Source organism: Klebsiella sp. GW_Kp181 (genome assembly GCF_040062315.1).
GTDB classification, from domain to species: domain Bacteria; phylum Pseudomonadota; class Gammaproteobacteria; order Enterobacterales; family Enterobacteriaceae; genus Klebsiella; species Klebsiella oxytoca.
On record NZ_JBEAFR010000001.1, the window covers coordinates 142,546 to 156,139 of the forward strand.

The following is a 13,594-nucleotide window of genomic DNA, read 5'->3' on the forward strand; positions in this document are numbered from 1 at the left end:
GATGAAAGGGCGGCGAGAGCGCCCTTTGCAGATTAAGGACTTAGCTGATGCGCCAGAGCCCGGAGCTGCTCAGCAATAGACTGCAGATTTTTGCCAGGCTCCGTTTTTGGCCCGGTAGAATGGCGTACAACCAGACGAGCCGGAAGGATAGAAGACGTATGTGATGTTTCGTTATCGCCGCTGTCAAGAATGCGCCGAACGGCCTCCTTCCCTTGCAGATCAAGATCCAGCGAAACCGTGGTTAGCGCCGGGTAGAAGAACGAACTCTCATAAGTGTCATCATAACCAATAACCGACTTTTCTCCCGGAATCGGTACCTGGTGCTGGTGAAATGCGCTCAGTACGCCCAATGCCATCTGATCGTTACCTACCAAAACGGCGGTAAAGTTTGGCGTCTCCCGCAGCATTTGCAGCGCGCCAGCGTAGCCGCTTTGCGCGTCCCAGTTGCCGCGAATCACCGTTACCGGCTCCAGCCCGTAACCCTCCAGGGTTTCTATCCAGCTTTTCAGACGCAGTTTGGCCGATACCGAACTTTCAGGGCCGGCCAGCAACGCGATTTCCCGATGGCCCATCTCATAGAGATACTTGACGCTGGCCCGTGTACCGTCCGCCGGATTAAACGAAACGTTAAACACCGAGCTGTAGGGGTCGACATCTAAAAAAAGACAGACGATGTCATCGTTATCAGCGGCTATTTTTTGGGCCTGTTCAGCCTCCAGCGGCACGTTGATGATGACCTTATCCACCAGTTGAGACTTCAGTTCATTAATAGAGTCCTGGATACTTTGGTTGACGCTCTCATCAATCATGGAGATGAGCACCTGATAACCTTCCACGTTCGCATAGCGTTTTACCGCCGCAGCCACCTGGGATGGGGCATGCAATGCAAGGGAAATTGTGACCAGGCCCACGGTACGACTTTGCTTACCTACCAGCTGTTGCGCCAGGCGGTTCGGGACATAGCGCAGCTCCTCAATGGATTTCTCCACCTTGCTGCGCGTGGCTTTGGATACATTAGCAGATTTGTTCAGTACCCTGGACACGGTCTGATAGGAGACGCCCGCATGGCGTGCAACGTCTTCTAAGGTCGCGCTTTTAGACTTCATGGTCCGGTTCCTTGTGTTGTTATCCCTGAATTGTAACAGGGGCAATGTGAAAAAACGCTCATTGCCGTATTCCTCCTCCAACCATAGCCATAAAAAGTATTACGCTCACAATACTACAAATTGTGAATGGACTCACTTTACGTAACAAAACCCGCCTTTTTATTTGCAGTTAATCACACTATGGCGATCATTCAATTGCCTGATTTCAGGTTTAGGCATTTTATGACATCGGTTATGTGAACGTAATACAAAAAAATAAGAGGATAGACATGAACACTACGCTGCGCACACTTTCCGTTGCGTTGGCCGCTGCGCTGATTTCACCATCCGTGTTTGCTGCTTCCGCAACCCTCCCGGGTATCGACTTTCATGGCTATATGCGCGCCGGGGTTGGGGTCTCCGGCGACGGTAGCCAGGCCGAATGGCAAAAAAATAAAATTGGCCGTCTGGGTAACGAATCTGATACCTACGGCGAGCTGGAGCTGGGATCGGAGGTCTACAAGAAGAATGACGTTAGCTTCTATCTCGATAGTATGGTCAGCATGGTATCTGACGGCTCAAACGATAATGAAACCACGCTTGATGACGATGCGCAGTTCGGCCTGCGGCAGCTAAACCTGCAAATTAAAGGTCTGATCCCCGGCGATCCAAATGCAGTCATCTGGGGCGGCAAACGCTACTATCAGCGCCACGATCTGCACATTATCGATACGAAATACTGGAATATTTCCGGATCCGGCGCCGGGATCGAAAACTATACGCTCGGTCCGGGCGCCGTTTCATTTGCCTGGATCCGCGGGGATGCCAATGACGTCGACTACCGCGTCGATGGCGACAGCAACGTCAATATTAACTATCTTGATTTGCGCTATGCGGGCTGGAAGCCGTGGGCCGGATCCTGGACCGAATTTGGTATCGACTACGCGATGCCGAATACCACTAAAAAGCAGGATACCTACGGCGGACTCTATGATGCTGAAAACGGCGTCATGCTAACCGGTGAAATCAGCCAGGATATGCTGGGCGGTTACAACAAAACGGTTCTGCAATACGCAAACAAAGGACTGGCGCAGAACATGGTGTCCCAGGGGGGCGGCTGGTATGACATGTGGAACTACGTCAATGACGCCACCGGCTACCGCGTTATCAATACCGGTTTAATTCCGATTACTGAAAAGTTCTCTATTAACCACGTCCTGACCTGGGGCTCCGCGGATAACATCACCGATTACACGGATAAAACACGCATGCTGTCGCTGGTGGCGCGCGGGCAGTATCAGTTCACCGAATATGTACGCCTGATTGGCGAAGTGGGCGGCTTCTACCAAAAAGATAGCTACAAAAATAATACCGATTACAAACAAGCCGGTGAGAAATACACCATTGCGCTGGGCCTGGCCGATGGACCTGACTTTATGTCGCGCCCGGAACTACGAATTTTCGCTTCATACCTGAATGATTCCGAAAATGGTAAGCCGTTCGAAGATCGGACCGCCAATAATACGTGGAACTTTGGTGTACAGGTCGAAGCCTGGTGGTAATAGCCGTTTAACTGTTTTATCGCCAACTGTAAAATTGTTAATTACCCTCCGGTAATGATTATTGCCATTGAATGCCTGTTATATTTTCGGGATAACTCATTATTGCGTTATCCCGTTTTATTTTATTTCCGGCTGGCAAAGTGCTCATCAAGTAATTGCCGTAAAGCATCCGACTGCTTACCGAAAATAGCATGCACCTGCTGCCCCAGGATAATAACCCCAAGCGCTCCCTGCTGCTGTAAGGCCTGAGAATCAACTAACGATAGATTATTGACCGTGACGCGTAAGCGGGTAATGCAGGCGTCAACGTTAATAATATTCCCTTCACCACCAAACGCCTGAATTAAATAATCAATCTGTTGTTGCTCCGCATGACTTAAAGGTACCGCCGCACGAGGCTGCGAGAAGTAATTCAGAAAGGATTTTAAACTCACCATACCAGACTCCTGATTAGCAGATAAAAAAACGCCTGCTCGCAGGAGCAGGCGCGGGGAGAGAAAAATTACGCGCGACGACTGAGGATACGGCAATCCCATGCATTTAAGACCAGCGGCGTATTCAGCGCCGTACCGGTGAGGCAGTCCAGATAGCCTTGCGGCAAAACCACGCTATGCTGCTGCGCGCTGTAGTTTTGCAGGAAAACGTAGGCGGTTTCACCATCCGTGCGTGCGGTCGCTACTACGCCCGGCGGGAAATCAGCCTCAACCGCGCGCGGCAGAGAGAGTTCTTTCATCAGGCTGCAGAAGAAGTCCCGCTGGAAGGCCAGATCGTTGCGCGACGCAACGTGCCATGCCTTGCCATTACCAAAGTGATTGACGGTGACCGCCGGTCTTCCTGCATAAAAATCATCGCGATAGGTAGCCAGCGGCTGCGCGCTTTCAGCATGAATCAGTTCACACAAATGGCGTACCTGGTACGGCCCCTGCAAGCCAGCTTCATTACCCGCCAGCCCCTGTACCAGATTGCGTTCGCCGTCGTTCAGGCAGTCAATTTCTTCCGCCCAAATGCCCAGCAGTTTACGCAGCGGGCCCGGGAAACCGCCGAGATGGCAGAGGTCGGACTCGTTCACTATCCCTGTCCAGTATGTTGTAACTAAATGACCGCCGTTAGCCACAAACGCTTCGGCGCGTTCGGCAAATCCCTCACGAACCATATACAGCATTGGCGCAATGACCAGTTGATAAGGACTCAGGTCAACGTCAGCATCGATAACATCAACCGCAATCCCCTGCTCCCAGAACGGACGGTAATGTTCGTTGACGGTATTTTCATACTCCATGCCGAGATTACGCGGCCCCTGAGCATCATCCAGCGCCCAGCGATTTTGCTGATCGAAGATAATCGCCACTTTCGCATCCGTCCGGCAGCCCACGACGCCAGGCAACTGGCTTAACATCTCGCCGAGCTTCGTCACTTCACGGCCCACGCGCGTATCCAGATGACCGACATGATCGATAATCGCGCCATGGAACTTCTCCACCGAACCGCGGCTTTTACGCCACTGAAAATACTGCACCGAATCCGCGCCGTGCGCCACCGCCTGCAAAGAGGAGAGAATATGCATTCCCGGCTTCTTAAGCTTACTGGTTGGCTGCCAGTTGGTCGCACTGGGAGTGGATTCCATTAATACAAACGGCTTACCGCCCTTCAGGCTGCGCATCATGTCGTGATACATCGCGGTGTAGCAGGCCAGTGTGGTTTCATCTCTATCGCGATGCCACATGGGGTAGCTGTCCCACGAGATAAAGTCCAGCGTCTGCGCCAGCTGCCAGTAGTCGTAATCGTAGAAATACTCCATGAAGTTGGTGGTCACCGGCAGTTCGGCATTCGCCGCTTTCAGCGGAGCAATCTCATGGCGGCAGAAGTCGGTCACCTGGGCGGTATTAAAGCGATGCCAGTCAAGGTTGAGACCATGAATTGAGACTTCTCCCTGCGGCGCCGGAGATTCGATCTGCGACCAGTCGCTATAGGTGTGGCTCCAGAAGGTACTCCACCAGGCGTGATTGAGATTATCCAGCGTTTCATAGCGCGCTTTCAGCCAGTCGCGGAAACGCTCCTGACACAGGCTACAGTGACACTCCCCGCCGTATTCGTTGGAGATATGCCAGCCCAGCACCGCCGGATGCTGCGCGTAACGTTCCGCCAGCAGGGTATTAATCTTCAGGGTTTTCTCACGATAGACCGGCGACGACATACAGTGGTTATGCCGTCCGCCGTGCAGGGCTGGCACCCGATCGCGACCAACGCGCAGCACCTGAGGATATTTCTGCGACATCCACGCCGGGCGCGCACCGCTTGGCGTAGCAAGAAAGACATGAATTCCGGCGGTATACAGTTTTTCCAGAATACTGTCCAACCAGCCAAACTCAAATACGCCCTCCTGAGGTTCAAGCTTCGCCCAGCTGAATATCCCTACCGACATCACATTGCATTTTGCCTGCTGCATCATGGCAATATCTTTGTCGATAATATCCGGATAATTCTCCCATTGCTCCGGGTTATAGTCGGCGCCATGCAATAGCGTATTAACCTTCGGACTCAAAGGCGCAAATTTTTTCATAATAAACATCCTGAAGTGTAAAACTGAATAATTAATTAAATACCTTCATCGACGGCAATGCTTTTCCCTGGCAATCAAACAGCGCCTGATTTTCCCGGGCATTTCCCTCTTTCCACTCATCGTGGATATATTTCATTCCGGCAGGCGTCGCCCAGGTATTTCCCGGAACGGCAATCCACGTCGGCTCCCAATAAAAAATACCTTTACCGCGATGCTGCGGAACATCGGCAACGGCCTGCATTAAGTCGTGAATATAATTATATTGTCCCTGGACGGTGGCGGGGTAACCACCATCTTTTTCTTCTTTCGCCTGGAAGCTATTTTCGGCATTGTCGCAGTTATCCAGGGTATAAGCGTAAGCGGCCTCCACCACTATCACGTCTTTGTTATAGCGTTGGCTGATATCGTCCATATTGGCTTTCAGCGCGCTAATCGGGCCATTCCAGTAGGTATACATCGACAAACCAATGATGTCGTAAGGGACGTTACGCTTGCTGATTTCATCAAACCACCAGCGGAAGGTGTCGTTTTTCGTGCCTTCGGCCAGATGAAGCATAATTTTAACCTGCTCACCGCCGGTGAGATTTTCCTTCAGTCCATCGATGGCGGCATTCAGCAGCCCAGCAAGACGATCGAACTCGCCGCCGCCCTGCCCCCAGCTTTTACCTTCCGGCCACAGCATACCGCCGTTGATTTCGTTGCCGATCTGCACCATATCCGGCAGCACGCCCTCCTGCTTAAAGCGGGCAATCGTGTCGCGGGTATAATCGTGGATCGTGGTTTTCAGCTGCGGATAGTCCAGCTTCTCCCAGGCTTTCGGCTTGAACTGCTTACCCGGATCGGTCCAGAAATCGCTGTAGTGGAAATCAAGCAGCAGCTTCATCCCCTGCGCTTTTGCCCGCTTCGCCAGCGCCAGCGTCGTCGCCAGATCGTTATCGCCGCCGCCGTAGCGCTGGCCTTTAGCATCTTTGGGATCCACCCACAGGCGCAGACGAACGTAGTTCACGCCATCGGCCTTGAGGATCGCGATCGGATCCTGCTGCTGATTGTTGTGATTAAAGAACTTCGCGCCGTGTTTTTCCGCATCCAGCAGCGTAGAGATATCCGCGCCTTTAATAAAATCAGCGGGCATATTGCTAAACGCCTGCGTTTGCAGCGCATCTGCCGCCAGCGTACCGGCGGAAAAACAGCATGCCAGAGAAACAGCAAGCCACGCGGGTGTTAATCTTTTCATGGGGTTATCCTTTTGTACTGCCTGAGGTGAGGCCGGAAACAAAGTACTTTTGTAGCGCCAGATAGAGAATCGCCACCGGGACGGCAATCAATACCGCTCCCGCCGCGTAGGTGGTGTAGCTGGCGCCCATCTTCTGTGCGACCAGGTTATACAGGCCAATCGGCAGCGTGTACTTATCCGGGGTACGCAATATGGTGCTGGAGAGAATGAAATCCCCCAGCGGACCGGTAAATGAAAACAGCGCCACCACCGCCAGAATAGGCTTCGACAACGGCATGATGATCTCGAAAAAGATACGGAAGCTGCTGGCGCCATCCATCCGCGCGGATTCATCCAGATCTTTGGGGATCGCGTCCAGATACCCCTTCATGAGCCAGGTATTCATCGGGATCATGCCGCCCACGTAGATCAGTACCAGCGCCAGATGACTGTTGATTAGCCCCAGCAGCTGAGAAAGGACAAAGATCGCAATCAGCGCCGAGAACTGCGGAATCATCTGCAACAGCAGGAACAGCATCAGTCCGTTCTGCCGCCCTTTGAAACGAAAGCGGGAGAACGCATAGGCGGTGAAGCTCACGCTGATTAGGGTCAGAAGCATGGTCATGAAGCTGATTTTCATCGAGTTCCAGTACCAGGTGAGATAATTCACATTGCCGTTGAACAAATCCGCGTAATGCTGGAACGACAGGTTTTCAGGAATAATCGACGTACTCAGCAGACTGTTCCCGGCGTTCAGCGACGCCCCTACCGTCCAGACCAGCGGGTAAATAATGATCGTCGAGACAAAGATGACCACCAGCCAGGTGAGTGACAGGCGAATCCACTTTTCGCGTTTAATACTCGGTGATTTAGCCATGTTGCTTCCCTTACGCCATATCGTCATTTTTAAAGGATTTTGTGGCGCGGAACTGCCACAACGCCAGGCCGACGACGAAAATCGATAGCAGGATCGTAATAGTGGCCGCGATAGCGTATTGCGAAGACGACATGGTGAGTTTGTAGATCCACGACACCAGAATATCCGTACCGCCGGCATTCGACCCCGCCACCGCAGGCCCGCCGTTGTTGAACAGATAGATGATATTGAAGTTATTAAAATTGAAGGTGTACTGAGTAATAATAATTGGCGCAATCGAGTACAGCACCAGCGGCAGAGTAATGGTCCGCAGCCGGGTAAACGCGCTGGCGCCATCCATCGTGGCCGCTTCATAGAGATCGTCCGGAATCGCCTGCAGTACGCCGGTGGTCATGGCGAAAACAAACGGGAAGCCCAGCCAGGTTTGCATCATGATCAGCGCCGTCTTAGTCCAGAACGGGTCCGTCAACCAGGCCTTCGGACTGATGCCGAAGAAGGACAAAATGGCGTTGTTAATGACCCCGAATGAATCATTGAACATCCCGGCAAAAACCAGAATCGTCACAAACCCCGGCACCGCCCACGGCAGAATAAAAATCGTGCGGATCATTGGCTTGAAACGCAAATCCTTCTGGTTAACCAGAATCGCCAGCAGCACACCAACGGTGCATTGCAGGGTTGTCGCCAGCAGCGTCCACACCACCGTCCACTGCAGGACATCAAAAAAGGTCGAGCGCCAGATGGATAATGTAAAGATGTTGATGAAGTTTTTGAACCCCACCCAATCGACCAGCTTCGCGGGCGGCGTGTGATAAAGGTTGTAGTTAGTAAAGGCGATCGCAAAGCCAAACAGAATCGGGAAGATGACCACAAACACCAGCAGAATAAAGCCCGGCGTAATCATCAAATAGGGAAAACCGTCGCTGAGCAGCATCTGATATTGCTTGCGTACGCTGTTCAGCGCCATACCCTCATCGCGCTTTTTACCGTTAATCCAGGCATCGCGCAGCGAGAGGAAATAGACTAACAAACCAAAAGCGATAATCAGCACGCTGATTATTCCTTCCGCCAGCAGGAAGATAGAGTTATCCCGCGGGACTTCTTCGCCTAAGGTGTATAACCCCCACAGGCCTTCGCTGAGAAAGTCATAGAAAATGCTCATAAAACTGCTCAGCAGCACCAGGAAGACAATCCCCTTCAACCACTGGCGGTGATAAAACTGACCAAAACCCGGCACGATAGCCAGCAGCAGGCCGCACCACGCGTGGCGTCCTGCGCCACGCGCTTCGGCAATATTTTCGCTGGGATTGATAATCACACACGACTCCTTCTGAAAACGGGAGGGCCTCCTCCCGTTCTGTTACTTCACCTGATTACTGATTGCTGGCCTGCATGGCTTCGATCTGCATCTTGATCTGCTTCTCGGCGTTATCCAGCGCTGCCTTCGGCTCCTGTTTACCGGTCAGGCTCAGCTCCAGGGCTGCGTTCGCCGGGCCCCATACCTCCCCCATTTCCGGTATTCCTGGCATTGCCGTCGCCCGTGCTGACTGCACCGCCACCGCGCTGGCCTTCTCGTCATTCTTAATCAGCGGATCGTCAATCATTGCCTTCAGCGGCGGGATTTCGCCGGTCGCCACATAGCGTGCTTTCACATACTGAGGCTGGTTAATAAACTCAATAAACTGCTGCGCCAGCGCTTTATCTTTACTCCACGTCGAAACCACGTAGCCTTTCACGCCGAGGAAGGAGCTCATCGGTTTGCCGTCCGGCAGCGTCGGCAGAGGCGCAACGCCATAATTAATGCCTGCCGCTTCGTATGGCTGGAAAGCCCACGGGCCGTTAATCACCGCCGCCGCTTTCTTCTCGGTGAACAGGGAATCGATGGCGTTCAACCCGTTGTCACCGAGGATCCCTGCCGGGAAAACCTTATCGGTATAGAATTTTTTCAGGAAAGTGACTGCTTCCACTGCGCCGGGTTTGTTGAGACCGACATCCTGCGGGTTGAAGCCCCCTTTATCGTTTTTGCCAAAGATATAGCCGCCCATTGGACCGATAGCGCCCCAGCTGTAATAAATCTGGTCGAACTTCGCCAGCAGACCGTATTTCCCCTCTTCGCGCTGCTTCTTCGAATAGTCGAACCACGCCTGCAGGCTATCCAGCGGCTGGTCGATCAGATCTTTGTTGTAAATCAGTACCAGGGTTTCCACCGCTTTAGGTACGCCGTAAAGCACGTTATCCATATGGAAAGCGCTGATTGACTCAGGCGTAAACGCCTCCTGCTTCTCCTGATCCAGAGTCAGTGGAGATAGCAATCCCTGGACAACCGCTCCGCCTAGCTGATCATTAGGGATCACCAGGACATCCGGGCCGATGCCCGCCGGACCATCAAGACGCAGCTTTTCCAGCTGTTGGGCGTACGGCATCTCCTGCACGTTCACCTTAACGTTGAACTGCTTTTCAAAATCACCGACTGCGGCTTTGATGCCAGCGGATTTTTTGATGTCTTCCCAAACGTTGAGCTGCCCGGCCGCGTACGCCTGCAGGCTCGTTAGCTGCCCGGCAGCCAGAGTGGTAAGGATCAGTGCAGCAAGAGTGTTCTTTTTCATTATCAACCTCATGTGAAGGTATAACAATTTAATGGTTTTTATTAAGTAATGTGACTTCAGCAAATCTCTTAGCAAGTTGATTAACGGCAGTTCATAAACAAAACATCCGTCATGTTTGATTTGTTATACGCTACGCTTTGAAGGCTGATAAAACTACTGGAAGCTACTCGTTGTGTGATCATCATTGCAGAAATGAAACATCGTTGTATGGCGCTAAAACCGTGGAAGTTATAGTCGCTGCATGATTTTAGTGTCGTTGAGCATCGTTCGGCTGAATTGTTACACGTTATACAAATTCCGCATCGCAGCCCAAATCCCAACGGCAAAAATAGCTAACAATCCGGGGAGTGTTGATGTCCAATATACGACTGAGGAATGTCACCAAACGGTTCGGCAGTACGGTGACGCTGCATCAGGTAAATCTTGATATTGAAGATGGTGAATTTGCGGTGTTCGTCGGCCCGTCCGGCTGCGGTAAATCGACGCTACTGAGGATGATTGCCGGTCTTGAAGAGGTCAGCGAAGGTGAAGTGCTAATTGGCGATGAGGTGATGAATGATGTCGTTCCTGCCCATCGCGGCGTCGCTATGGTATTCCAGTCCTATGCGCTCTATCCGCATATGACGGTGGCGGAAAATATGGGCTATGGCCTGAAAGTGAACAAAGTACCAAAAGATGAAATTCGCCGTCAGGTTGAAATGGTGGCGAAAACGCTGCAGCTCTCTCATCTGCTGGATCGTAAGCCTAAGCAACTTTCCGGCGGTCAACGTCAGCGCGTTGCCATCGGCCGCGCTATTGTACGTAATCCACGGGTGTTTATGTTTGATGAACCCCTTTCTAACCTCGATGCCGAACTGCGCGTTGAGATGCGCCTGCATATCGCCAAACTCCATCACGAGCTCAAAACGACCATGGTTTATGTTACTCATGACCAGGTTGAAGCGATGACTCTCGCCGATAAAATCGTGGTGATGAACTACGGCAAAGTTGAGCAGATGGGATCGCCGATGTCGCTGTATTACAACCCGGTGAATAAATTCGTCGCGGGATTTATCGGTTCGCCGAAAATGAACTTCCTTCCCGCGACGGTTACCGCATGGCAGCCGGGCCAGCTTAGCGTGAAGATGGCGCAAGATCATAATCTGACGCTCAATATCACCACCTCACCGCTGCAGCCCGGCGCTGCCGTCACCCTCGGTATTCGTCCTGAACATCTCTCTACCGATGTGAATATCGGTACCGTGGTTGAGTTTCAATGTGAAGTGGTCGAGAGACTGGGTAATAATACCTATCTATTTGGCCAGTGCTACGGCCACGATAACGTCAAAATTCTGCTGCCAGGCGACGTTCACTTTCGCCCCTGGCAGAAAATCAGCGTTGCCTTCGACGATCGCTACTGCATGGTGTTCGACGAAAACGACCTGCGGATTAGCGCCGACATCGCCGCGCCGGATGCCCACTAAACGCAACATCTGGCTGTCATGATTGCGCTTTAGAATATGAACCTGTGCTGGCGATGCTTATTGGCTGCCAGCATACCAGCCCTCGTTTTTCTCCGCGCCGTTTACAGCTTCGGGCGTCGCGGATCATCCACTGTTAGCCCGAATTCGCTGCTCTCTCGCGGTTCGGGCCTTTTTATCCCGTTTACCTAATCGTCCTTTTTATCTTTCGCGTATACTCATCGCACCCCTTAATAAATTTAGGAAATGCTCATGACGACCCGGCATCAGGTGAGCTTGGTTACAGGGGTACTGATACTGGCCATTATTTTGCCGGTGGCGCTGAGTATTTGGTTGGCAATGCAGCAGGCCAAAGCGCAGTTTTATACCGGACTGGACAACTTTTCCGTTCGGGTACTGGCTCGCGTTCAGCAGGTAGCCGATCAGGCAAGAGAGGCGCTGAACGAAGCGGATGCCGATACCGCCGCGACCTGCAGTCCGCAGCATCTGCTTAATATGCGGCGGATTGCCTACACCCACCGCTACGTGCAGGAAGTGTTGTGGTTACATGGAGGTATTCCGCAATGCTCTTCTCTTGAAGATCATCGGGTATCAGTAACGTTTCCTGCTCCCGACCATATTACTGCCGACGGCTATCGTACCTGGCTCACCTCGGTTAGCGATCTCGGGCTACAGCATAAAATGACGGCAATGGGCAGCGAACATCATGTGGTGATGATCGATCCGGTTTCATTTATTGATGTGATTCCGTCAGGCCAGGAAGAGATTCACACACTCTTGTTTGGCACGAAGCGCGATCAAATTATCATCAGCAGTAAACCGCTCGACGCCGCCGCCTGGGAGCACATCAAGCGTCTGGATGTCGAAACATTGACGCTTGATAGCACCGTTTATCGCCTCCGCCGCATCCCTGAACTAGGGCTGGCGATCGCGGCCTGGTCATCAACATTACCGCTCCAGCAAAAATTACATCAACAGCTAATGCTGTGGTTGCCGATTGGTTTATGCACCAGCCTTCTGGCCTCATTCCTGCTTCTTCGCCTGCTGCGAAGGCTGCGCTCTCCGCGTTACGGGATGCTGGACGCGCTGAACTCCAATGCTATACAGGTCTATTATCAGCCTATTATTTCGCTACAGACTGGCAAAATCGCCGGCGCGGAAGCACTTGCCCGCTGGAGGCAGCCTGACGGTAGTTATTTATCGCCGGATATTTTTATCCCGCTTGCCGAACAGACCCGGCTGATAACCCGGTTAACCGAAGATATCGTGCGGAAAATTTTCGCCGATCTCGGAACCTGGCTGCGCCAGCGCCCGGAAGTGCATATTTCGATCAATTTATCTGTCGATGATTTGCGTTCGCCAACGCTGCCGATACTCCTGCAGGAGCAGCTCCAGCACTGGGGTATCAGCGCTCAGCAGATCATCCTTGAAATTACCGAGCGCGGCTTCGTTGACCCGCAAACCACTCTGCCCGTCATCGCCGGCTATCGTCAGGCCGGACACCGTATATCAATTGATGACTTCGGCACCGGCTACTCCAGCCTGAGCTATTTACAAAAACTGGACGTCGACACCCTGAAAATCGATAAATCGTTTGTCGATACGCTGGAGTACAAACCGCTGACGCCGCATATTATTGAAATGGCGAAAGCGCTTAATCTGGCGACCGTCGCCGAAGGCGTCGAAACCGAAAGCCAGCGCGACTGGCTGCGCGTTCACGGCGTGCAGTACGCCCAGGGTTGGCTTTATAGCAAAGCGCTGCCAAAGGAGAAATTTATCCTGTGGGCTGAAAACAACCTGAAAGCGTATTCAACGCCGCCTGCGGAAAATACCTACTGAGCCTATTTCAGATAAGATTTAATCACCTGCATGACCACTTCAAGGTCAGCTTCACGCTGGCCTTCTTCCGGCTCTTTGACGACATGATCCGTTAAATGCCCCTGGATGACCTGCATCATCATGCCGTTTACCGCACCGCGAATGGCGGCCAGCTGCTGGAGAACCTCTGCGCATTCATGCTCGCGGTTGAGCATTTTTTCCAGCGCAGCGCTCTGCCCCTGAATTTTCTTCAGTCGGGTCAATAACATCTTCTTGTGACGAACAGTATGTGACATTACGCGCTCCACTCTTTGATGACTCGATCGTTTCCATTAACGACCCCCCGTATGTAACAAGGCCAGCATACCATGCTCTACTCCCCGGGAGTATTTTTCTACCAGGGGGTAGTATTT

Annotated in this window: 11 protein-coding genes; 3 read left to right on the forward strand and 8 right to left on the reverse strand. The window is 52.3% G+C overall.

Going from position 1 to position 13,594, the window contains the following annotated elements; genetic code table 11:
• Positions 1 to 32: 32 nt before the first annotated feature.
• Positions 33 to 1,106, reverse strand: coding sequence for a LacI family DNA-binding transcriptional regulator (locus ABLV11_RS00750; RefSeq protein ID WP_126488644.1), 1,074 nt, complete (start codon positions 1,104 to 1,106; stop codon positions 33 to 35).
• A 269-nt stretch (positions 1,107 to 1,375) separates the two neighbouring features.
• Between ABLV11_RS00750 and ABLV11_RS00755 the strand changes: the two genes are divergently transcribed.
• Complete coding sequence (locus ABLV11_RS00755; RefSeq protein WP_004099631.1) at positions 1,376 to 2,647, forward strand: maltoporin; 1,272 nt, start codon at positions 1,376 to 1,378, stop codon at positions 2,645 to 2,647.
• A gap of 122 nt (positions 2,648 to 2,769) precedes the next feature.
• Here ABLV11_RS00755 and ABLV11_RS00760 read toward each other — a convergent pair whose 3' ends face one another.
• From ABLV11_RS00760 to ABLV11_RS00785, 6 genes are all read right to left on the reverse strand, one after another.
• Complete coding sequence (locus ABLV11_RS00760; RefSeq protein WP_016808697.1) at positions 2,770 to 3,084, reverse strand: glucose PTS transporter subunit EIIB; 315 nt, start codon at positions 3,082 to 3,084, stop codon at positions 2,770 to 2,772.
• Between the two features lie 65 nt (positions 3,085 to 3,149).
• Positions 3,150 to 5,207, reverse strand: a complete 2,058-nt coding sequence (locus ABLV11_RS00765; protein WP_004111036.1) for a beta-galactosidase — start codon at positions 5,205 to 5,207, stop codon at positions 3,150 to 3,152.
• Between the two features lie 31 nt (positions 5,208 to 5,238).
• Positions 5,239 to 6,441, reverse strand: coding sequence for an arabinogalactan endo-beta-1,4-galactanase (locus ABLV11_RS00770; protein WP_004099623.1), 1,203 nt, complete (start codon positions 6,439 to 6,441; stop codon positions 5,239 to 5,241).
• Positions 6,442 to 6,445: 4 nt separating this feature from the next.
• A complete protein-coding gene (locus ABLV11_RS00775; protein ID WP_004099616.1) occupies positions 6,446 to 7,297 on the reverse strand; it encodes a sugar ABC transporter permease in 852 nt (283 codons plus the stop codon).
• Between the two features lie 10 nt (positions 7,298 to 7,307).
• Positions 7,308 to 8,615, reverse strand: coding sequence for a sugar ABC transporter permease (locus ABLV11_RS00780; protein WP_004099614.1), 1,308 nt, complete (start codon positions 8,613 to 8,615; stop codon positions 7,308 to 7,310).
• Positions 8,616 to 8,670: 55 nt separating this feature from the next.
• Complete coding sequence (locus tag ABLV11_RS00785; protein WP_126488642.1) at positions 8,671 to 9,903, reverse strand: maltodextrin ABC transporter substrate-binding protein; 1,233 nt, start codon at positions 9,901 to 9,903, stop codon at positions 8,671 to 8,673.
• A gap of 353 nt (positions 9,904 to 10,256) precedes the next feature.
• Between ABLV11_RS00785 and ABLV11_RS00790 the strand changes: the two genes are divergently transcribed.
• Both ABLV11_RS00790 and ABLV11_RS00795 read left to right on the forward strand, forming a co-directional pair.
• Positions 10,257 to 11,366, forward strand: a complete 1,110-nt coding sequence (locus ABLV11_RS00790; protein ID WP_004099610.1) for an ABC transporter ATP-binding protein — start codon at positions 10,257 to 10,259, stop codon at positions 11,364 to 11,366.
• Between the two features lie 249 nt (positions 11,367 to 11,615).
• The gene (locus ABLV11_RS00795) at positions 11,616 to 13,202 is read left to right on the forward strand and encodes an EAL domain-containing protein (RefSeq protein ID WP_105889817.1); all 1,587 of its coding nucleotides are present in this window, start codon (positions 11,616 to 11,618) and stop codon (positions 13,200 to 13,202) included.
• Positions 13,203 to 13,204: 2 nt separating this feature from the next.
• Here ABLV11_RS00795 and ABLV11_RS00800 read toward each other — a convergent pair whose 3' ends face one another.
• Entirely contained in the window at positions 13,205 to 13,477 is a 273-nt protein-coding gene (locus ABLV11_RS00800; protein WP_004099606.1) for a metal/formaldehyde-sensitive transcriptional repressor, read from the reverse strand.
• Positions 13,478 to 13,594 lie beyond the last annotated feature (117 nt).

Excerpts from the sequence above, each read along its gene's own strand:
- ABLV11_RS00750 (WP_126488644.1), bottom strand. The coding sequence starts at position 1,106 with ATGAAGTCTAAAAGCGCGACCTTAGAAGACGTTGCACGCCATGCGGGC.
- ABLV11_RS00755 (WP_004099631.1), top strand. The coding sequence starts at position 1,376 with ATGAACACTACGCTGCGCACACTTTCCGTTGCGTTGGCCGCTGCGCTG.
- ABLV11_RS00760 (WP_016808697.1), bottom strand. The coding sequence starts at position 3,084 with ATGGTGAGTTTAAAATCCTTTCTGAATTACTTCTCGCAGCCTCGTGCG.
- ABLV11_RS00765 (WP_004111036.1), bottom strand. The coding sequence starts at position 5,207 with ATGAAAAAATTTGCGCCTTTGAGTCCGAAGGTTAATACGCTATTGCAT.
- ABLV11_RS00770 (WP_004099623.1), bottom strand. The coding sequence starts at position 6,441 with ATGAAAAGATTAACACCCGCGTGGCTTGCTGTTTCTCTGGCATGCTGT.
- ABLV11_RS00775 (WP_004099616.1), bottom strand. The coding sequence starts at position 7,297 with ATGGCTAAATCACCGAGTATTAAACGCGAAAAGTGGATTCGCCTGTCA.
- ABLV11_RS00785 (WP_126488642.1), bottom strand. The coding sequence starts at position 9,903 with ATGAAAAAGAACACTCTTGCTGCACTGATCCTTACCACTCTGGCTGCC.
- ABLV11_RS00790 (WP_004099610.1), top strand. The coding sequence starts at position 10,257 with ATGTCCAATATACGACTGAGGAATGTCACCAAACGGTTCGGCAGTACG.
- ABLV11_RS00795 (WP_105889817.1), top strand. The coding sequence starts at position 11,616 with ATGACGACCCGGCATCAGGTGAGCTTGGTTACAGGGGTACTGATACTG.
- ABLV11_RS00800 (WP_004099606.1), bottom strand. The coding sequence starts at position 13,477 with ATGTCACATACTGTTCGTCACAAGAAGATGTTATTGACCCGACTGAAG.